The 18716-nt window shown below is 73.3% G+C and carries 20 protein-coding genes; 12 read left to right on the top strand and 8 right to left on the bottom strand.

Annotated features, from left to right (window positions below; all coding sequences use genetic code 11):
- Positions 1-23: 23 nt before the first annotated feature.
- Entirely contained in the window at positions 24-746 is a 723-nt protein-coding gene (locus ACGFYQ_RS21175; protein ID WP_393746061.1) for a lysophospholipid acyltransferase family protein, read from the bottom strand.
- Positions 747-946: 200 nt separating this feature from the next.
- Here ACGFYQ_RS21175 and ACGFYQ_RS21170 point away from each other — a divergent pair, with 200 nt between their 5' ends.
- From ACGFYQ_RS21170 to ACGFYQ_RS21150, 5 genes are all read left to right on the top strand, one after another.
- Positions 947-1321 (top strand): thioredoxin family protein, encoded by a 375-nt coding sequence (locus tag ACGFYQ_RS21170; protein ID WP_393746535.1) that lies wholly within the window; start codon positions 947-949, stop codon positions 1319-1321.
- A gap of 289 nt (positions 1322-1610) precedes the next feature.
- The gene (locus ACGFYQ_RS21165) at positions 1611-2141 is read left to right on the top strand and encodes a flavin reductase family protein (protein ID WP_393746059.1); all 531 of its coding nucleotides are present in this window, start codon (positions 1611-1613) and stop codon (positions 2139-2141) included.
- A 201-nt stretch (positions 2142-2342) separates the two neighbouring features.
- The gene (locus tag ACGFYQ_RS21160; protein WP_393746057.1) at positions 2343-3128 is read left to right on the top strand and encodes an electron transfer flavoprotein subunit beta/FixA family protein; all 786 of its coding nucleotides are present in this window, start codon (positions 2343-2345) and stop codon (positions 3126-3128) included.
- A 58-nt stretch (positions 3129-3186) separates the two neighbouring features.
- Positions 3187-4149, top strand: coding sequence for an electron transfer flavoprotein subunit alpha/FixB family protein (locus ACGFYQ_RS21155; protein ID WP_393746055.1), 963 nt, complete (start codon positions 3187-3189; stop codon positions 4147-4149).
- Positions 4150-4313: 164 nt separating this feature from the next.
- Entirely contained in the window at positions 4314-5612 is a 1299-nt protein-coding gene (locus tag ACGFYQ_RS21150) for a DUF6986 family protein (protein ID WP_393746053.1), read from the top strand.
- Positions 5613-5885: 273 nt separating this feature from the next.
- Here the strand turns inward: ACGFYQ_RS21150 and ACGFYQ_RS21145 are convergent, their stop codons facing one another.
- Entirely contained in the window at positions 5886-6872 is a 987-nt protein-coding gene (locus ACGFYQ_RS21145; RefSeq protein WP_393746051.1) for a LacI family DNA-binding transcriptional regulator, read from the bottom strand.
- Positions 6873-7062: 190 nt separating this feature from the next.
- Here ACGFYQ_RS21145 and ACGFYQ_RS21140 point away from each other — a divergent pair, with 190 nt between their 5' ends.
- Complete coding sequence (locus ACGFYQ_RS21140) at positions 7063-8100, top strand: NUDIX domain-containing protein (RefSeq protein ID WP_393746049.1); 1038 nt, start codon at positions 7063-7065, stop codon at positions 8098-8100.
- Positions 8101-8108: 8 nt separating this feature from the next.
- On the opposite strand, the gene ACGFYQ_RS21135 is transcribed toward ACGFYQ_RS21140, so the two are convergent.
- The gene (locus ACGFYQ_RS21135) at positions 8109-8798 is read right to left on the bottom strand and encodes an MBL fold metallo-hydrolase (protein WP_393746047.1); all 690 of its coding nucleotides are present in this window, start codon (positions 8796-8798) and stop codon (positions 8109-8111) included.
- Positions 8799-8921: 123 nt separating this feature from the next.
- Positions 8922-10286, bottom strand: a complete 1365-nt coding sequence (locus ACGFYQ_RS21130; RefSeq protein ID WP_393746045.1) for a dipeptidase — start codon at positions 10284-10286, stop codon at positions 8922-8924.
- 182 nt (positions 10287-10468) lie between these two features.
- Between ACGFYQ_RS21130 and ACGFYQ_RS21125 the strand changes: the two genes are divergently transcribed.
- Complete coding sequence (locus tag ACGFYQ_RS21125) at positions 10469-11806, top strand: geranylgeranyl reductase family protein (RefSeq protein ID WP_393746043.1); 1338 nt, start codon at positions 10469-10471, stop codon at positions 11804-11806.
- A gap of 92 nt (positions 11807-11898) precedes the next feature.
- Positions 11899-12300 (top strand): hypothetical protein, encoded by a 402-nt coding sequence (locus tag ACGFYQ_RS21120; protein ID WP_393746041.1) that lies wholly within the window; start codon positions 11899-11901, stop codon positions 12298-12300.
- A 53-nt stretch (positions 12301-12353) separates the two neighbouring features.
- On the opposite strand, the gene ACGFYQ_RS21115 is transcribed toward ACGFYQ_RS21120, so the two are convergent.
- Positions 12354-12815 (bottom strand): nitroreductase/quinone reductase family protein, encoded by a 462-nt coding sequence (locus ACGFYQ_RS21115; protein ID WP_393746039.1) that lies wholly within the window; start codon positions 12813-12815, stop codon positions 12354-12356.
- 157 nt (positions 12816-12972) lie between these two features.
- Between ACGFYQ_RS21115 and ACGFYQ_RS21110 the strand changes: the two genes are divergently transcribed.
- Both ACGFYQ_RS21110 and ACGFYQ_RS21105 read left to right on the top strand, forming a co-directional pair.
- Entirely contained in the window at positions 12973-13671 is a 699-nt protein-coding gene (locus ACGFYQ_RS21110; RefSeq protein ID WP_393746037.1) for a TetR/AcrR family transcriptional regulator, read from the top strand.
- A 193-nt stretch (positions 13672-13864) separates the two neighbouring features.
- Positions 13865-14848, top strand: a complete 984-nt coding sequence (locus ACGFYQ_RS21105; protein ID WP_393746035.1) for a spherulation-specific family 4 protein — start codon at positions 13865-13867, stop codon at positions 14846-14848.
- Positions 14849-14859: 11 nt separating this feature from the next.
- Here the strand turns inward: ACGFYQ_RS21105 and ACGFYQ_RS21100 are convergent, their stop codons facing one another.
- From ACGFYQ_RS21100 to ACGFYQ_RS21090, 3 genes are all read right to left on the bottom strand, one after another.
- Entirely contained in the window at positions 14860-15357 is a 498-nt protein-coding gene (locus tag ACGFYQ_RS21100) for a GNAT family N-acetyltransferase (protein WP_393746533.1), read from the bottom strand.
- Complete coding sequence (locus ACGFYQ_RS21095; RefSeq protein ID WP_393746033.1) at positions 15357-15872, bottom strand: hypothetical protein; 516 nt, start codon at positions 15870-15872, stop codon at positions 15357-15359. The genes ACGFYQ_RS21100 and ACGFYQ_RS21095 overlap by 1 nt, the downstream gene beginning before the upstream one ends.
- A 71-nt stretch (positions 15873-15943) precedes the next feature.
- The gene (locus ACGFYQ_RS21090; protein ID WP_393746031.1) at positions 15944-16687 is read right to left on the bottom strand and encodes a maleylpyruvate isomerase family mycothiol-dependent enzyme; all 744 of its coding nucleotides are present in this window, start codon (positions 16685-16687) and stop codon (positions 15944-15946) included.
- Positions 16688-16724: 37 nt separating this feature from the next.
- Between ACGFYQ_RS21090 and ACGFYQ_RS21085 the strand changes: the two genes are divergently transcribed.
- Both ACGFYQ_RS21085 and ACGFYQ_RS21080 read left to right on the top strand, forming a co-directional pair.
- Positions 16725-17390, top strand: a complete 666-nt coding sequence (locus ACGFYQ_RS21085; RefSeq protein ID WP_393746029.1) for an alpha-ketoglutarate-dependent dioxygenase AlkB family protein — start codon at positions 16725-16727, stop codon at positions 17388-17390.
- Positions 17391-17432: 42 nt separating this feature from the next.
- A complete protein-coding gene (locus ACGFYQ_RS21080; protein WP_393746027.1) occupies positions 17433-18713 on the top strand; it encodes an ROK family protein in 1281 nt (426 codons plus the stop codon).
- Positions 18714-18716: the final 3 nt, after the last annotated feature.

Raw genomic sequence — 18716 nt, 5'->3', positions numbered from 1 at the left:
CGGTCACGACCGACGCGGGCGGGTCAGCCCGCTTCCTTCACCTGGGCCGGCGTCGGGGCGGTCCCGCCCAGGTGGGCCGGCAGCCACCAGGAGTCCTCGGTGCCCTTGGGCTTGTCCGGGTAGGCGCGCTGCGCCGCGTCCAGCAGTTCCTGCACCCGCTCGCGCAGCCGCCGGGTGATGGCACCGGCGTACTGGTCCGTCGGCGCCTCGAGCGGCTCGCCGACCCGCATCGTCACCGGGATGTGGCTGCGCTTCAGGTTCTTCGGGCGGCCCTTGGTCCACAGCCGCTGGGTGCCCCACAGCGCCACCGGGATCAGCGGGACACCGGCCTCCTGCGCCATGCGCGCCGCACCCGACTTGAAGCTCTTGAGGGTGAAGGACTGGGAGATCGTCGCTTCCGGGAACACACCGATGATCTCGCCGGCGCGCAGCGAGTCGAGCGCGTGCTGGTACGCCGACTCACCCTGCGAGCGGTCCACCGGGATGTGCTTCATCGCGCGCATCAGCGGGCCGGACACCTTGTGCCGGAACACCGACTCCTTCGCCATGAAGCGCACCAGGCGCTTCTGCGGCCTCGCGGTCAGGCCGGCGAAGATGAAGTCGAGGTAGCCGATGTGGTTCGACACCAGGACCGCCCCGCCCTTGCGCGGGATGTTCTCGGTGCCCTTCATGTCGATACGGATGTCCAGCGCACGGAAGAGCGTGTGCGCGGCGCCGATCACCGGGGGGTAGACGAACTCAGCCATGGTGCGGAGACCCCGCTTTCTGCCTGGGGAGGTGCTCCCGGCCGGAAGTTACGGCAGCGTAGGTACGCGCCATTGGGGATCGTGCCCCATGCGCGCGCTGCTGGCCAGCCCAGACGCCCGTGCCCGGAGAGATTCTCGTCACGCCGGGAATCACGCAGGTCCGGCGGGCGCTTCGTTCGCCGTACGAGCGTACGGCGATGATGTACGTACACGAAGGCGACGGCAGAGCGAGGACGGGAGCGCGGGTGCGCGGGCAGCGAGAGGCGGCGGGCCGGCTGGGCGCGGCGGAACTGGGCGCGGAGCCGGGGGAGCGGGCCAGCCCGGTGCAGTTCTCCAGCGCCTTCTGCCAGCCCTGCCGGGCCACCCGGCGGATCCTCGCCGAGGTCGCGGCGATGGTCGAGGGCGTCGCGCACATCGAGATCGACGCCGAGGACCGGCTCGAACTGGTCCGCGCCCTGGGGATCGAGAAGACCCCGACCGTGCTCGTCCTGGACGGGGCGGGCCGGATCGTCCGGCGGGCGGCCGGCATGCCGCGCAAGGCGGATGTGATCGCCGCCCTGGGGGCCGCCGTATGAAAGGCGCACAGGTGCGGGCGCGGGTGCGAGTACCGGTGTCCGCGCCGGTACACGCGCCGTCGCGGGCGCCCGCACGCAGCGTGACGCGCCTGACATCTGCCGGATCCCGCTTGACTGTGTACACGCGGGATCGCCAGGCTGGCCGCATGCCGTATGAACTCCTGCTCTACGGACGGGTCCATGTGGACCTCGTCCGCCACGCGAGCGCGCGCTGTTGGGATCGCTGAACGTCCCCGGTCCCCGATCCCCGACAGCGCCCGCGTGCTCCGCGGCAGAAGGAAGTACCCCGATGACCGCTCCTGCGGCCCCGACGGCTCCGTCCCCCCGATTCCACGCCGGGCTCCCCGGCTCGCCCGACCTCCTGCGCTCCGTGTTCCGGCAGCACGCCGCCGGAGTCGCCGTGATCACCGCCGAGACCGGCGGGCGGCCGGCGGGTTTCACCGCCACCTCGCTCAACTCCGTGTCCGCGGAGCCCCCGCTGCTCTCCTTCACCATCGGCACCGGGTCCTCCAGCTGGCCCGCGGTGCGCGACAGTGATCACCTCGGCGTCCACATACTCGGCGAGCACCAGCGGGAGCTGGCCGGCCTCTTCGCTCGGAGCGGAGCCGACCGCTTCGGCCCGGGCACCGACTGGAGCGCGGGGCCCCACGGGGTTCCCGTGCTGGACGGCGTGCTGGCGTGGCTGGTGTGCAGGGTGGTGGCCCGTGTGCCCGCCGGCGAGCATCGTGTGATCATCGCGGAGGCGGTCGCGGGGGATCCGGCCGGGGAGGGGCGTCCCCTGCTGTACCACCAGGGTCGCTTCAACGCGCTGCGCGACTGAATCGTCCCTGCTGGGGCGGGTTCGGGCGGCGTTGGACAGATCACAGTTCACCGGCCTTGCGAGTTCGTGGCACCCACGGTGTACTGACGAGTAACATTCCCTTCGGAGCGCGGGCCGCCCCGACCGGGATCCGCCCGACAAGGCGCCTATGCTGCCTGCACAAGGCGGTACCAGAAAAGACGATGCGGTAGGAGAGCCGGCGTGAGCCTGAGGATCGTTGTCTGTGTGAAGTACGTGCCCGACGCCACCGGCGACCGGCAGTTCACCGAGGACTTGACCGTCAACCGTGACGACGTCGACGGCCTGCTGTCGGAGCTCGACGAGTACGCCGTCGAGCAGGCGCTGCAGATCGCCGAAGAGGCGGACGACGCGGAGATCACCGTCCTGACGGTGGGCCCCGAGGACGCCAAGGACGCGCTGCGCAAGGCGCTGTCGATGGGCGCCGACAAGGCCATCCACGTCGAGGACGACGACCTGCACGGCACGGACGTCATGGGCACCTCGCTGGTGCTCGCCAAGGCCATCGAGAAGGCCGGCTACGACCTGGTCATCACGGGCATGGCGTCCACCGACGGCACCATGGGCGTGCTCCCGGCGATCCTGGCCGAGCGCCTGGGCGTCCCGCAGGTCACCCTGCTCTCCGAGGTCAAGGTCGAGGACGGCACCGTGACCGGCCGCCGCGACGGCGACACCGCGAGCGAGCAGCTGGAGGCCTCCCTCCCCGCGCTCGTCTCGGTGACGGACCAGTCGGGCGAGGCCCGCTACCCGTCCTTCAAGGGCATCATGGCCGCCAAGAAGAAGCCGGTGGAGTCCTGGGACCTGGAGGAGCTGGAGATCGAGGCCGACGAGGTCGGTCTGGAAGGCTCCTGGACCAAGGTCGACTCCGCGGCCCAGCGTCCGGCCCGCACCGCCGGCACGATCGTCAAGGACGAGGGCGAGGGCGGCAAGCAGCTGGCCGAGTTCCTGGCCGGCCAGAAGTTCATCTAAGAACTTCGGTCATCCCTCTTAGCCCCCAGACACTTCGCAATAGCAGGAGAGCAGTCCCATGGCTGAAGTTCTCGTCTACGTCGACCACGTGGACGGCGCCGTCCGCAAGCCCACCCTCGAGCTGCTGACGCTGGCCCGCCGCCTCGGCGAGCCCGTCGCCGTCGCCCTGGGCGCCGGTGCCGAGGCCACCGCCGCCGTGCTCGCCGAGCACGGTGCCGTCAAGGTCCTCACCGCCGACGCCCCCGAGTTCACCGAGTACCTCGTCGTACCGAAGGTGGACGCGCTCCAGGCCGCGTACGAGGCCGTCTCCCCGGCCGCCGTGCTCGTCCCGTCCTCCGCCGAGGGCAAGGAGATCGCCGCACGCCTGGCGGTCCGCATCGGCTCCGGCATCATCACCGACGCCGTCGACCTGGAGGCGGGTGACGAGGGCCCGGTCGCGACGCAGTCCGCCTTCGCCGCGTCGTTCACCACCAAGTCCCGTGTCTCCAAGGGCACCCCGGTCATCACCGTGAAGCCGAACTCGGCCCCGGTCGAGGCCGCCCCGGCCGCCGGCACCGTCGAGGCGCTCGCCGTCACCTTCGGCGCCCTGGCCACCGGCACCAAGGTCACCGGCCGCACCCCGCGCGAGTCGACCGGCCGCCCCGAGCTGACCGAGGCCGCGATCGTGGTCTCCGGCGGCCGCGGCGTCAACGGCGCCGAGAACTTCCACATCATCGAGGAGCTCGCGGACTCCCTCGGTGCGGCCGTCGGCGCCTCGCGCGCCGCCGTCGACGCCGGCTGGTACCCGCACTCCAACCAGGTCGGCCAGACCGGCAAGTCGGTCTCCCCGCAGCTGTACATCGCCTCCGGCATCTCGGGCGCGATCCAGCACCGGGCCGGCATGCAGACCTCGAAGACCATCGTGGCCATCAACAAGGACGCCGAGGCCCCGATCTTCGACCTGGTCGACTACGGCGTGGTCGGCGACCTCTTCACGGTCGTCCCGCAGCTGACCGAGGAGATCAAGGCGCGCAAGGGCTGACCTGCGCGTAAGTGGTCTCCGGGGCCGTGTGGTGATTGTCACCGCACGGCCCCGAGTCGTTTGTCCAGGACGGGAGAGGGACCATTGACGGAGCGGAACCCCCGTGACTAAATTCTGCTATGCGGATCTAAGCTTCCGTGAAGCGGAAAAGAGGAGAGTGCACGATGGGTCAGCAGGAGAAGGTGGCGACGAGCCTCGCAGGCGCGGTCAGCGAGGGCATCAGCGCCTCCCTCGCGCCGGTGGACGCGGAACTCGCGCGCCACTACCCGGGCGACCCCGGCACCCGCCAGCCCATCCACACGGTCTACGTCCCCGGTGACGTCTTCGCCGCCGACACCATCCGCTCCTGGGGCGACCAGGCCCTCGCCGCCCTCGACGAGCACGCCCCGGACGCCGCCACCTTCGCCAAGGTGCTCGGCATCTCCGACGAGCTGGCCGTCCCGGTCTACGACCGCGTCCGCGCCAAGCTGCTGAGCGAGCCCGTCGAGGACCTCCGCGTCGACTTCGAGGACGGCTTCGGCGTCCGCTCCGACGAGGAGGAGGACCAGGCCGCGGCCCGCGCCGCCCGCCTCGTCTCGGAGGCGTTCTCCAACGGCACGAACGCCCCGTACATGGGCATCCGCATGAAGTGCATGGAGTCCAACGTCCGCGACCGCGGCATCCGCACCACCGACATCTTCCTCTCCGGCCTGCTGGCGAACGGCGGACTCCCCGAGGGCCTCGTCCTGACCCTCCCCAAGGTCACGTACGCCGAGCAGGTCAGTGCCTTCGTCAAGCTGCTGGAGGCCTTCGAGACGGCCCGCGGCCTGCGCCCGGGCCGGATCGGCTTCGAGATCCAGATCGAGACCAGCCAGTCCATCCTGGCCTCCGACGGCACCGCCACCGTGGCCCGGATGATCGAGGCCGCCAAGGGCCGCGCCACCGGCCTGCACTACGGCACCTTCGACTACAGCGCCTGCGTCGGCGTCTCCGCCGCGTACCAGTCGAGCGACCACCCGGCCGCCGACCACGCGAAGGCGATCATGCAGGTCGCGGCCGCCGGCACCGGGGTACGCGTATCCGACGGCTCCACGAACGTGCTGCCGATCGGCACCACCGAGCACGTCCACGAGGCCTGGAAGCTCCACTACGGCCTGACCCGCCGCGCCCTCGCCCGCGCCTACTACCAGGGCTGGGACATGCACCCGGCGCACCTGCCGACCCGCTACGCGGCCGTCTTCACCTTCTACCGCGAGGGCCTCGACGCGGCCGCCGCGCGCCTGAAGGCGTACGTCGCCAAGATCGAGGGCGACGTGATGGACGAGCCCGCCACCGCGAAGGCGCTGGCCGGCTACCTGGTCCGCGGCCTCGACTGCGGCGCGGTCGGCGCCGAGGAGGTCACCGCCCTGACCGGCCTGACCCGTGCGGAGCTCGACGCCTTCGCGATCCCGCGCCGTTCGGCGACGCTGACGGCGACCGCCTGAGCCGGTCGCCCGACCTGCGCGAGGCCCGGCCGGAACCGCTTCCGGCCGGGCCTTCGCGGCAGTACACGCCCGTCCGACGATCCAACGGCGCAGGACCCCCACCGTCGGCGCCACGGGACCAGTTCCGGGGTGCTGTGCGGCGGCGGCACCGCGATCTCCTGGCCGTACTCGTCGTAGGCGTACAGGATCCGGACCGGCCCTTGCCGTTGAAGGCCTCGCTCCGGGTGGCGGGCGACAGCTGGATGCCGCTCCCCGAGCGCGCCGCGCGCACCGTCAGCCGGCCGGCGGGAGTTCGCCCGAGCCGCGGGGGATGAGGCGGGTCGGGAGTTCGATGCGGGTCGGGGGGAGGTCGGTTCCCGCGAGGCGCTGGAAGAGGCGGTCCGTGGCCACCCGGCCCAGCATCGCCGGGTCCTGGGCGACCACCGTGACGCCGGGCCGGAGCAGGTCGGCCAGCTCGAAGTCGTCGAAGCCGACCAGGGCCACCGGGCGCTCCCGGTCGGCGAGGACCCGTACCACCGTGACCGTCACCCGGTTGTTGCCGGCGAAGACGGCCGACACCGCCTCCGGGCCCACGAGCATCGCCCGGGCCGCCGCGGAGACCCGCTCGGGCGCCGTGGAGCCGAGGGAGACCCAGGATTCGGCCACCGGCAGGCCCGCGTCCGCCATCGCCGCACGGTAGCCGCGCAGCCGCTCCGCCGCCGTGTGGATGCGCGGATGGTCGCCGATGAAACCGATCCGGCGATGGCCGTGCGCGATCAGGTGGGCCACCCCTTCCAGGGCGCCGCCGAAGCTGTCCGACAGCACCACGTCCGCGTCGATGCGGCCGGCCGGGCGGTCCACGAACACGGTGGCCACACCCGCCCGCATCTCCGGCTCCAGGTAGCGGTGGTCGTCGCCGGCCGGGATCACGATCAGCCCGTCGACCCGGCGCGCGCACAGGGCGAGCGCCAACTCCCGCTCCCGGTCCGGGTCCTCGGCGCTGGAGCCGTTGATGAGCAGCGCCCCGTGCGCGCGGGCCACCTCCTCCACCGCCCGGTTCAGCGGCCCGTAGAAGGGATCGGCCAGGTCCTCAAGGACCAGTCCCACGGTGGCGGTTCGGCCCTTGCGCAGGACACGGGCGCTGTCGTTGCGGCGGAAACCGAGGGCGTCGATGGCCTCCTGGACCCGCTGCTCGGTGTCGGGGGTGACTCCGGCCTCCCCGTTGACCACCCGCGACACCGTTTTCAGGCCGACGCCCGCCCGGGCCGCCACGTCCTTCATGGTCGGCCGGTTTCCGTAACGGGGGTCGGACGGGCGGCGGCTGTGAGGCACGGCGGCGAAACCTCCGGAGGTATCGGACAGGGGCTGTGACCTTGAGGATAAGCACTCGGCCGAGACTGAGGTTTCCGTGGCAGGGTGAGGCGGGCAAGCCACTGGGGGCTCCGGACGAGCCATGGGGAGAGGGGTAGACGTGATTGTCTGGATCAACGGCACATTCAGCGCCGGGAAGACCAGCACGGCCCGAGAACTGACCGGAATCCTGCCGGACAGCACCCTGTTCGACCCGGAGTTCATCGGTGACGCGCTGCGCGTCCTGTTGCCGCGCAAGCGTTTGGCGGAGGTTTCCGACTACCAGGACCTGCCGAGCTGGCGGCGCCTGGTGGTGGACACGGCGGCGGCGATGCTCAGCGAGGTGGGCGGAGTGCTCGTCGTGCCGATGACGCTCCTCAGGCAGGAATACCGGGACGAGATCTTCGGCGGTCTGGCGGCTCGGCGGATTCCGGTGCGCCATGTGCTGCTGGCCCCTGCGGAAACGATCCTTCGCCGGCGGATCGCGACCCGGGAGGAGCCGGGCCCGGCGGCGGAGGTGGACCTCCACGTCCGACAGTGGGCGTACGACCACATCCCGGCCTATCAACAGGCGCTCGGCTGGCTCACCGCGGACGCGCACGTCATCGACAACGGCGCCCTGAGCGTGCGGGAGACCGCGGAGCGGATCGCCGAAGCGGTGCGCACCGAGCAGGCCCAGGTCTGCGACATCGTGCAGACCCCCGAGCCCACGCGGGAGACGGTGGCATCCGGGGTGCTGCTCTTCGACGAGCAGGACCGGGTGCTGCTGGTGGATCCGACGTACAAGGCGGGCTGGGAGTTCCCGGGCGGCGTCGTCGAAGCCGGCGAGGCACCCGCGTGCGCCGGCGTACGGGAAGTCGCCGAGGAACTGGGCCTCCTCCTGGACCGGGCGCCCGGGCTGCTCGTCGTCGACTGGGAGCCCCCGAAGCCGCCCGGCTACGGGGGCCTGCGCCTGCTCTTCGACGGCGGCCGCCTCGCGGACGGGGCGGCGGCCCGGCTCCGGCTGCCCGGCCCGGAGCTGAGGGCCTGGCGCTTCGTCACGGAGGCCGAGGCCGCGGGCCTGCTCCCGGAGCACCGCTACGAGCGCCTGCGCTGGGCCCTGCGTGCCCGGGAGCGGGGCCGCCCCCTGTACCTGGAGGCGGGTGTCCCGGTGGGCTGACCGGCCCCTCAAGAAGCCGCGGCGGCCCGGGCGAGGGCCGCCGCGGTGTCCTCCGTCAGGGGATCCCCGTGCCCGAAGCAGGCCGTCGAAGGGGCGAGCGCGGCCAGCCGCCGGAACGATGCGACGGCCCGGGCCCGGTCCACGTTGAAGACGCCCAGCATCAGCGGGCCGACGGCGGCGACGCAGTCCCCCGTGAACAGCACGCCGTGGCGCGGCAGATGGACGCCGATGCTGCCGTCCGTGTGGCCCGGCGCGTGGACCGCGTACGCCCCGTCCCCGAAGCCCAGCGCATCGCCGTCCTCCAGCTCCTGGTCGACCGGCGTGGGCGGGGCCTCGGGGACGGTCAGGCCGTGCGCGTACAGCGGGAGCTCCCAGTCCAGCAGCACCGGTTCGGGCACGGGCGACTCGCCCCGGATCACGGGCGCGTCCAGCCGGTGCGCCAGCACCCGCGCGCCCCAGCGGGCGGCGAGCTCACCGGCCGCGCCGACGTGGTCGCGGTGGCAGTGGGTCAGCACGATCCGCTCCAGCCGCTCGGGGAGCAGCCCGAGGGACCGTACCGCCCCCTCGATCGCGGCGGCGGACCCGGCGTGACCCGCGTCGATCAGGGTGAGCGCCTCGCCGTCCTGCCAGAGATACGCCTGGCCGATGGGGAAGCGGAGCATGTGGAGCCGGTTCGGAAGTACTTCGACAAGATCCATGCCACGAACGTACGAACACGTCCTCGCCCCGGGCACACGAGTTCGCCGGGAGCGCAGTACGCCCAGGGCGTACTGCGCCCTGGGCGTACTGCGCCCTGGGCGTACTGCGGGACCCGCGGCGGATCAGCCGCGCTTGGACTCCGCGTAGTTGACGAGGAAGAGGGCCTCCGCCACCGACAGGCGCTCCAGTTCCTGCGGCGACACGCTCTCGTTGACCGCGTGGATCTGCGCCTCCGGCTCGCTCAGACCGATCAGCAGCATCTCCGCGTCGGGGTACAGCTCCGTCAGCGTGTTGCACAGCGGGATCGAGCCGCCCATGCCAGCGACCTGCATCTCCTCGCCCGGGTACGCCTCCTGCAGCGCCGCCGCCATCGACGCGTACGCCGGGCTGCTCGTGTCCGCCTGGAACGGCTGGCCCTGGCCCACGATCTCCAGCTCCAGACGCGCCTTCCACGGGGTGTGCGCCACCATGTGCGCCTCCAGCAGCTTGACGGCCTCGGTGGTGTTCACGCCCGGCGGCACCCGCAGGCTGATCAGCGCGCCGGCGCTCGCGTGCACCGACGGCGTCGCGCCGACCACCGGCGGGCAGTCGATGCCGAGGACCGTCACGGCCGGCCGGGCCCACAGCCGGTCCGCGATCGTGCCCTCGCCGATCAGCTCGACCCCGTCCAGCACCCGCGCGTCGGCGCGGAAGTCCGCCTCCGGGTACTGCAGGCCCTCCCACACCGCGTCCGAGGCCAGGCCGTCCACGGTCGTCGAACCGTCCGCCGCCCGCAGCGAGTCCAGTACCCGGATGAGCGCGGCCAGCGCGTCGGGGGCGACCCCGCCGAACATGCCGGAGTGCAGGTTGCCGCCCAGCGTGTCGATCTTCACCTTGAGCAGGCACATGCCGCGCAGGGTGGCCGTCACCGTCGGCAGCCCGAGGCGGAAGTTGCCCGCGTCGCCGATGACGATGGTGTCGGCGGTCAGCAGCTCCGGGTGCGCCTCGGCGTACTGCTGGAGACCGCCGGTGCCCTGCTCCTCCGAGCCCTCGACGATCACCTTCACGCTCACCGGCACGCCGCCATTGGCCTTCAGGGCGCGCAGCGCCAGCAGGTGCATGATGAACCCGCCCTTGCAGTCGGCGGAGCCGCGCCCGTACCAGCGGCCGTCGCGCTCGGTCAGCTCGAACGCGGGGGAGATCCAGGCCGCGTCGTCCAGCGGCGGCTGCACGTCGTAGTGCGCGTAGAGCAGTACGGTCGGCGCGCCCTCGGGGCCGGGCAGGAAGCCGTACACCGACTGGGTGCCGTCGGGGGTGTCGAGCAGCGCCACGTCCTGGAAGCCCTCGACGCGCAGCGCGTCGGCCACCCAGTCCGCCGCGGCCCGGCTCTCGCTCTGGGGGAACTGTGCCCAGTCCGCCACCGACTGGAAGGCCACCAGCTCGGTCAGCTCCTGCTTGGCGCGGGGCATCAGCGAGGCGATGGTCTCGGCGATCGGATTCTGGGACATGGGCACGCTCCTTTTGGGTGCGACGTTGTGCTCTGTAGTACGCCACCCGCATCCGCGGGGTGTGCGTATGCCGGGTACGGCGAAAGACAGTCCGATCCTCGCACAGCGGGGCGAGGCGGCGTCGCGCCGTAGGATTTCCCCGGCATCGGAGCAAACCGGGTGATCAGGAGCAGCAGCACATCGTGAGCAGCGACGACGACGTACGCGACGCAAGCGCAGGACACGACGCGCAGGGGGCGGACGACGAGGTGGCCGGGGGGATCGGCGAAGTGGGTGAAGTCTGGGACGTGGTCGTGGTCGGGGCCGGACCGGCCGGGGCCTCCGCGGCGTACGCGGCGGCGACGGCGGGCCGGCGCGTCCTGCTGCTGGAGAAGGCCGAACTGCCCCGGTACAAGACCTGCGGCGGTGGCATCATCGGCCCCTCGCGCGACGCCCTGCCCCCGGGCTTCGTGCTGCCCCTCAAGGACCGCATCCACGCGGTCACCTTCTCGCTGGACGGGAAGCTGACCCGGACGCGGCGCTCGAAGCAGATGCTGTTCGGGCTCATCAACCGGCCCGAGTTCGACGCCGGGCTGGTCGCCGTGGCCGAGAAGGCCGGCGCGACCGTCCGTACGGGCACGGCCGTGAGCCGCGTCGAGCAGCACGGGGCGGCCGTGCCGGACCGGCGGACCGTCGCCGTGGTGCTCGCCGACGGGGAGACCGTCCTGGCCCGCGCGGTGGTCGGGGCGGACGGCAGCGCGAGCCGGATCGGCGCGCACGTCGGGGTCGAGATGGAGCAGGTGGACCTCGGGCTGGAGGCGGAGATCCCCGTACCGGCCACGGTCGCCGAGGACTGGAAGGGGCGGGTGCTGCTCGACTGGGGTCCGCTGCCCGGAAGTTACGGCTGGGTCTTCCCCAAGGGCGACACCCTCACCGTCGGGGTCATCTCGGCCAAGGGCGAGGGCGCCGCGACCAAGCGGTACCTCGACGACTTCATCGCCCGGCTCGGACTCGCCGGCTTCGAACCGGCGGTCTCCTCCGGGCACCTGACCCGCTGCCGCAAGCCCGATTCGCCGCTGTCGCGCGGGCGGGTGCTGGTGGCGGGCGACGCCGCCGGACTGCTGGAGCCGTGGACCCGGGAGGGCATCTCCTTCGCACTGCGCTCGGGGCGGCTGGCGGGGGAGTGGGCGGTGAAGATCTCCGAGGCGCAGGACGCGGTGGACGCGCGCCGCCAGGCGCTCAACTACGCCTTCGCCGTGAAGGCGGGGCTGGGCGTGGAGATGGGCGTCGGCAGGCGGATGCTGTCCGTCTTCGAGGCCCGGCCGGGGCTGATGCACGCGGCGGTCACCGGGTTCCGCCCGGCGTGGCGGGCCTTCGCCCGCATCACGCGGGGCTCGACGACCCTGGCCGACATGGTGCGTACGTACCCGCTGGCGCGCAGGGCGCTGCACGCGCTGGACGCCCGGCAGGCGGCCCGCGGCGCCGGTAGCGGTGGCGCTGGCGGTAGCGGCGCCGGTGGTGGCGGGCAGGAGCCGGCGTAGGCGTCGACGTCGCGCGCGGGGGTGAGGGCGGGGGTGAGGGCACAGGCGGGGACGGCGGCCTGGACCGGCGGGGCGGCTCGAACCTGAACGAGGTGGACCGGCCGGAACAGGTGGTCGCGGCCTTCGCGCGCGGCGAGAGTTACGTCGGGGTGGCGGTGATCGCTCCGGCGCTCGACCACCCCGGCCCGGCCGCGGTATTGCCCGTGGCCGCCAGGGCGCCGGCGTCGGCGCACCCGGAGGTGCGACGGCAGGGTGTCGTCGCGCTTGCGCACGTCGCGCGGCTCCACCGGACGGTGGACCGGCGCTGTGCGGAGCTGCCGCGTTCCTGCCCGCGCGGCAACGAGGCGGATGGCGGCCTGTGGTCGTTCGCGCCCCATCGGGAGCTGCCGCTCCGGTTGCGGCGGCACCACCTGGGGGAACGGACGGCCCGACTGCCGCCCGCCCGCGTCCGCGGCCGTGGCCACCCCCGCGTCCGCGGCTCCCGGCGCGGCTGACCGGCCGGGCCCTCGCCGCTGCGCGGGTCCGCGCCCGCGCCGGAGGCGGCCGGTCAGTTCGACACCGTGATCCGGAAGACCGGGTGGTCGCCGGCGGCCACCTGGAGCTCCGCGTCGGAGGACTTCGCGGTGACCCCCTGGAAGAAGCGGTTGACCTCCCAGCCCCACTTCTCCAGGTAGGTGCGCAGGACGGCGGCCTGCTGGGCCGGGTCGGTGATCTCGGTGGCGGTGAAGGTCCGCACCTTGCGCCCCACGCGCAGCTCGCCGCCGCCCGCCTCCCGCATGTTGCGGACCCACTGGGAGTGGCCGCGGGCCGAGACCAGGTACTGCGTGCCCTCGTACGTGTGCGGGTTGACCGGGATCCGCTGCAGCTGGCCGGACTTGCGGCCGCGGACCGACAGCTCGGCGGTGCCGGCCAGGCTGATGCCGAGCCGGGCGAGCTTGCCGAAGAACGCGTTGAAGCGGACGCCGAACGGGCTGGCCTTGACGTAGTACGGCTCGGGCGACGCGTTCATGGTGACCTCCAGGACCGATTTCCTCGTTGGGAGAGCACTGCTCTCGCTTGAGAACAGTGTGCACGGATCGGCGCACCAAAACAAGAGCAGTGCTCTCTGAATAGTGCGGGGATCCGATTCTTGGGCAGTGCTCCACGTGCATGGCACACTGACACGCATGAACACCGTGCGAGGGGCCAGGGAGCGGGCCCGCATCGAGGTCACCGCCGCCATCAAGGACGAGGCGCGCCGCAGACTCGCGGCCGAGGGCGCCGCCAAACTCTCCCTGCGCGCCGTCGCCCGCGAACTGGGCATGGTCTCCTCCGCCCTCTACCGCTACTTCCCCAGCCGCGACGAGCTGCTCACCGCGCTCATCGTCGACGCGTACGACAGCGTCGGCGCGGCGGCCGAAGAGGCGGACGCCCGCGCCCTCGCCGCCGGGCACCCGCCCCGGGCCCGGTGGATCGCGGTCTGCGAGGCCGTCCGAGCCTGGGCGCTGGAGCACCCGCACGAGTACGCCCTCATCTACGGTTCCCCGGTTCCCGGCTACAGCGCCCCCCTCGACACGGTCGGCCCCGCCTCCCGCGTGGGGAACACCCTCATCGCCATCGTCCGCGCCGCCTACGCGGGCCGCGGCCTCGCACTGCCGCCGCTGCCGGACGCCCTGCGCCCCGAGGCCCTCCGGATGACCGCCGACTTCGCCGAAGGGCTGCCCCCGGAGGTCACGGCCGCGCTCGTCGCCGCCTGGGCGCAGCTGGTCGGCCTCATCTCCTTCGAGCTGTTCGGCCAGTTCAACAGGGTGGTCGAGGACCGGGCCGCCTTCTTCGCGCACGCCGCCGGCCAGCTGGCCCACGGGGTCGGACTGCCCGCCGTATGACCGCGGTCCTCCACGGAACGCCGCCGGGGCCCTGACGGGGGCCCTGACGACGATCCTGACGGGGATTCACGTGATGAGGCGACAGGTCGCTTGTCTGTTCCTCGTACGAATGCGGGCGGTTCAGCCTTGAACCAAGGCCCGCCCGTCTAGTGTTCCTCGGGTCGAACCCCCTGCCGCCGCCGGAGGAACAGTCATGCCCCGCGCCGTGAAGGCCCTGTACGCCGTCCTGGTGACCGTCTTACTGGCCGCGCCGGCGCCCGCGGTCACGGCGCCGGCGCACACCGCCGAACCGGCGCCCCCCGGGCGGTCGGCGGCCGCGCTCCCACCGGACCCGGCCCCCACCGCGACCCCCGCACCGCCCGCGCCCCGGATGCCCGGCGTGCGGGGCCTGGACATCGGCGTCCCCGCGTACGTCTGGGCGAACGACGAGATGCTGACCGACCTCACCGCCACCGGCCCGGCCGCCTCCGTGGTGGTCCTCAACCCCGGCAACGGCGACTCCCCGTTCGACGGCCCCTGGCGGGCCCGCGCCGACGCCCTGCGCCGCGGCACCACCGCCACCGGCGAGAGGACCAAGGTCCTCGGCTACGTCCACACCGACCACGGCAACCGCGCCGCCGCCGCCGTCAAGGCCTCCGTCGACAACTACCTCAAGACCCCCGACGGCCGCCTCCACGTCGACGGCGTCTTCTTCGACGTCGTCAGCCGCGACTGCGGCCCCGGCGACACGACCCGCGACCACTACGCGGAGCTCCGCCGCCACGTGGAGGACACCATGCGCGCCGTCGACACGGCCGCGTCCCCGCTCGTCGTCAACAACCCGGGCACGGCCATAGCCGACTGCTACCTGGAGCCCGGCCGCCGGACCGCGGACGTCTTCGTCACGTACGAGGACACGTACGCCGCGTACACCGGCGGCGGCTGGCTCGGCGGCAACGTCTTCGACCCGCTCACCGGCTACCGCGCCGGCACCGAACTCGACCCGAGCGGCACGGCGTTCTGGCACCTGGTCCACGACGTCCCGGACGCCGGGGCGATGCGCACGACCCTGCGCACGGCCTTCGACCGCGGCGCGGGCTACGCGTACGCGACCAGCGCGGCCATGCCCAATCCCTGGAACACGGGCCCGGCATGGAAGTACGGCGCCCAGACCGCCTACGCCGCCGGCCTCGGCTGAGGTTCCGCGTTTCAGGCCGGTGCGGCGAAGCAGTGCACGGTCACGGTCCGCGACGCGCTCCACCGCTGATCGACGGTGTCCAGCAGGCTCCAGCCCAGGCGTTCGTACAGCGCGACCGCGGCGGTGTCGTGGGCGAGGACGTCGAGGACCGGATGCAGACCACGCTCCCGCGCCTCCCGTACGGCCCGCGCCACCAGCAGCGCGCCGAGCCCGAGGCCGCGCGCGGCGGGTGAGACGAACAGGCGGCCGACCACGGCGGCCCGTTCGACGGGCACACCCGTACGGCCGCTCCACAGGGCCGGTGCGAGGTCCCCCGCACCGCTGCGCGCCAGGCCGACGTGACCGGCGACCCGCCCGTCCGCCTCCGCCACCCAGGCCGCCACCGGGGAGGGCGGCGTCAGCCACTCGGCGGGACGCCCCGGCCAGTCCACCGGATAGCCGTCGCGGTCGTGGACCGCGCGGAGGAGGCCGACGCAGGCGTCGAGGTCGGCGGCCGCGCGCCGCCGGATCAACGGTAGTCGTCCGGGTGGCCCTGCATCCAGGTGTTGATCTTGTCCCGGGTGGCGATGAGGGACGTCTGGTGCTTCTTCAGGTTATCGAACGAGCGGTCCCCGCCGAGTTCCTTGTCGAGCTTCGCGATCAGGTCGATCGGCTCGGGGAAGTGGCCGGGCCCCTTCGGGTCGGCCTTCATCGCGCGGTCCATGCGGTGGAGTTCGTCGTGGACCCGGCCGAGGAAGTACGCGCAGTTGCCCGGGGTGCACGAATCGTTCAGCGTCGCCTGGAGACCGGCGAACGCGTCCCGCACCTTCTCGGCCGGGAGGGCGGTGGAAGACGACGAGGCCGCCGAGCTGCCGGCCGCCGGGGTCGAGGCCGCCGAGCTCGGGGCCGCCTGGGACGCGGACGCGGAGGGCGCCGCGGCGGCCGCGTCGGCGGGCGGAGTCGCAGGCTCCGCGCTGCAGGAGACGGTGAACGCCGCCAGGGCGACGGCGAGCACCGCGGCGGACCGCGCTGAGGATATGAACATCGACTGACCCCCATGATCGATTGAGGCAGCCGACCTTACCGCCTGCCCCCTCGCGCCCGCCGCCGCCCTCGTCAGATCCCGGCGGTCTCGGTCCACAGCCGGGCCAGCGCCAGGTCCCCGGTCACCCCCGGACCCGCCAGCGGCAGCCGGTTCCACAGTGCCGCGTACAGCCAGGCCGCCTCCCCGATCACCTCGCAGTCGACCGGGTCGTCCGTGGCACCCAGCACGGTCCGCGCCGGCTCCGACGACAGGTGTACGGTCCACATCGCGCCCGTGTCCGCGGCCCTGACCCGCAGCACCCGGGGCTCCGGGGTCCGCACCCGGCTGCGCGGCCGCGCGTGGAAGCCGGTCAGCAGCTCGTCCACCCCGTCCTCCGCGAACTCGGCCGCCACCGGCGAGAACGCGACGCCGAGCGCCGCCTCGGCGTCCATCCGGTGCACGGCCGTCTCATGGGCCTGGCGCCGCGCCCAGAACGCCAGCGGCGACGGCGGGGCGGTCGGCAGGAAGGTCCAGCACTGCAGATCGTCCGGGGCCTCGCCCAGGGCGCGGACCAGGGCCGCGTGCCCTTCGCGGAACCAGGCGAGCAGCTCCGCGCCCGCCAGCTCCGGGGCGTCCGGGAACGGCACCCGCTCCAGCAGTCCCTCCTCGACGTACCCGGCCGCCCAGCGGTGCACCGAGCCGGTGTGCCGCAGCAGATCGGTGACGTGCCACCCCGGACAGGTGGGCACACGGGCGTCCGTACCGGCCTGTTCCGCCAGCTCGGCGAGCAGCTCCCCGTCCCGTTCCAGCGTCTTCACGAATGTGGTGATCTCCATGCGGGAAGTCTGTCAGCAGGCCCGCGACAATGGAGGAATGGAAGGGGAACTCTTCCCGCGCGAGCGGACCGTGATCGCCCCCGGTGCCGTGCACGTGCCCGACTGGCTCGCACCGGCGCGGCAGCGGGAGTTGCTGGCCGCCTGCCGCGAGTGGGCACGCCCGCCCGCCGGCCTGCGCACCGTGCACACCCCGGGCGGCGGCACGATGACCGCCCGGCAGGTGTGCCTCGGGCTGCACTGGTACCCGTACGGCTACGCCCGCACCGCCGTCGACGGCGACGGGGCCCCCGTCAAACCGATGCCCGGATGGCTCGCCGAGCTGGGGCGGGAAGCGGTGGCCGCCGCGTACGGGGAGCTCCCGGGGAGCGAGGTCGCGTACGACATCGCCCTGATCAACTTCTACGACGGCGACTCCCGCATGGGCATGCACCGCGACGCCGAGGAGCGGTCCGGGGCGCCGGTGGTCTCGCTCAGCCTGGGCGACGCCTGCGTCTTCCGCTTCGGGAACACCGTCTCGCGCGGACGGCCCTACCGGGATGTCGAGCTGCGCAGCGGGGATCTGTTCGTCTTCGGCGATGCGAGCCGACTGGCCTATCACGGGGTGTCGAAGGTCCTGCCGGGCACCGCCCCGCAAGGGCTCGGGCTGACCGGCCGGCTGAACATCACGCTCCGGGTCGGCGGCCTCGGCCCGGCCACCACCTGACGGCGGCGTCCGGCGCCCTCCGATCATGCGAGGATCGATGCCATGAACGGCAACGGGGCCCCGCCGCGGGTGGGGGATGTGACCACGGTGTCCACGGCTTCTTCGGCTTCTTCGGCTTCCACGAGGACCAAACTGGAGCGGGGCCGCAGCGCGCTCGGCCCCGCGCTGGAGCTCGTCCACACCGGCCGCGCCCCGACCCGGGCCGTGCTGACGGCCGAGCTCGGGGTCACCCGCGCGACGGCCGGAGCGGTCGCCGCCGAGCTGGAGGCGCTCGGGCTGATCCGCGTCGACTCCCGCCCCGGCGGCGCGGGCGGCACCCAGGGCCGCCCCTCGCACCGCCTCTCGGTCGACGAGAACGGCCCCGTGGCGCTGGCCGCACAGGTGCACGCGGACGGCTTCCGGGCCGCGCTGGTCGGTCTCGGGGGCCGGATCGTGGCCACCGCCCCCGGCAAGCTCACCGTCTCCGCCGACCCGGCGCAGGTCCTCGGCGCCGTGGTGGAGGCCGGGGCCGCGCTGCTCGCGGAGACCGGCCGCCGCTGCATCGGCGCGGGGCTCGCGGTCCCCTCCGCGGTCGCCGAGCCGGAGGGCACGGCGCTGAACCCGCTGCACCTGGCCTGGCCGCCCGGTTCCCCCGTACGGGCCGTCTTCGCCGAGTGCGTGAAGGCGGCCGGGATCGACGGCCCGGCCCTGACCGGGAACGACGTCAACCTCGCGGCCCTGGCCGAGCACCGGCACGGCGCGGGGCGCAGCGCGCAGCACCTGCTGTGCGTGGCCACCGGGCACCGCGGGGTCGGTGGGGCGCTGGTGCTGGACGGCCGCCTGCACAGCGGGAGTTCGGGCCTGGCCCTGGAGGTCGGCCACCTCACGGTGAATCCCGAGGGGCGGCCCTGTCACTGCGGGAGCCGCGGCTGCCTGGACGTGGAGGCCGACCCGCTGGCGTTCCTCACGGCCGCGGGGCGCACGCCCGGCCCCGAGGTGTCACTGCTCCAGCAGGCCCGCGACCTGCTGAGCGCGGAGTACGCGGAGCCGGCGGTACGGGCGGCCGCCGAGGAGCTCATCGACCGGCTCGGGCTCGGCCTCGCGGGCCTGGTGAACATCCTGAACCCGGACCGGATCATCCTGGGCGGGCTGCACCGGGAGCTCCTGCACGCCGACCCGGAACGGCTGCGCGCGGTGGTCGCGGACCGCAGCCTGTGGGGGCGCAGCGGGGGTGTCCCGATCCTGCCGTGCACCCTGGACCACAACAGCCTGGTCGGCGCGGCGGAGCTGGCGTGGCAGCCGGTGCTCGACGACCCGCTGGGGGCGCTGGGGGCCGCGGCCTAGAGC

Origin of the sequence: Streptomyces sp. NPDC048258 (assembly GCF_043201995.1) — a bacterium.
GTDB lineage: Bacteria > Actinomycetota > Actinomycetes > Streptomycetales > Streptomycetaceae > Streptomyces.
Note: the sequence above shows the minus strand (reverse complement) of the source record. Positions and strands in the feature narration are given on the sequence as shown.

Coding starts and splice junctions, on each gene's coding strand:
- ACGFYQ_RS21135 (WP_393746047.1), bottom strand. CDS start 8,798: ATGGATCTTGTCGAAGTACTTCCGAACCGGCTCCACATGCTCCGCTTC.
- ACGFYQ_RS21110 (WP_393746037.1), top strand. CDS start 12,973: ATGAACACCGTGCGAGGGGCCAGGGAGCGGGCCCGCATCGAGGTCACC.
- ACGFYQ_RS21175 (WP_393746061.1), bottom strand. CDS start 746: ATGGCTGAGTTCGTCTACCCCCCGGTGATCGGCGCCGCGCACACGCTC.
- ACGFYQ_RS21080 (WP_393746027.1), top strand. CDS start 17,433: ATGAACGGCAACGGGGCCCCGCCGCGGGTGGGGGATGTGACCACGGTG.
- ACGFYQ_RS21155 (WP_393746055.1), top strand. CDS start 3,187: ATGGCTGAAGTTCTCGTCTACGTCGACCACGTGGACGGCGCCGTCCGC.
- ACGFYQ_RS21130 (WP_393746045.1), bottom strand. CDS start 10,286: ATGTCCCAGAATCCGATCGCCGAGACCATCGCCTCGCTGATGCCCCGC.
- ACGFYQ_RS21150 (WP_393746053.1), top strand. CDS start 4,314: ATGGGTCAGCAGGAGAAGGTGGCGACGAGCCTCGCAGGCGCGGTCAGC.
- ACGFYQ_RS21095 (WP_393746033.1), bottom strand. CDS start 15,872: ATGTTCATATCCTCAGCGCGGTCCGCCGCGGTGCTCGCCGTCGCCCTG.
- ACGFYQ_RS21105 (WP_393746035.1), top strand. CDS start 13,865: ATGCCCCGCGCCGTGAAGGCCCTGTACGCCGTCCTGGTGACCGTCTTA.
- ACGFYQ_RS21165 (WP_393746059.1), top strand. CDS start 1,611: ATGACCGCTCCTGCGGCCCCGACGGCTCCGTCCCCCCGATTCCACGCC.
- ACGFYQ_RS21170 (WP_393746535.1), top strand. CDS start 947: ATGTACGTACACGAAGGCGACGGCAGAGCGAGGACGGGAGCGCGGGTG.
- ACGFYQ_RS21085 (WP_393746029.1), top strand. CDS start 16,725: ATGGAAGGGGAACTCTTCCCGCGCGAGCGGACCGTGATCGCCCCCGGT.
- ACGFYQ_RS21145 (WP_393746051.1), bottom strand. CDS start 6,872: ATGAAGGACGTGGCGGCCCGGGCGGGCGTCGGCCTGAAAACGGTGTCG.
- ACGFYQ_RS21090 (WP_393746031.1), bottom strand. CDS start 16,687: ATGGAGATCACCACATTCGTGAAGACGCTGGAACGGGACGGGGAGCTG.
- ACGFYQ_RS21115 (WP_393746039.1), bottom strand. CDS start 12,815: ATGAACGCGTCGCCCGAGCCGTACTACGTCAAGGCCAGCCCGTTCGGC.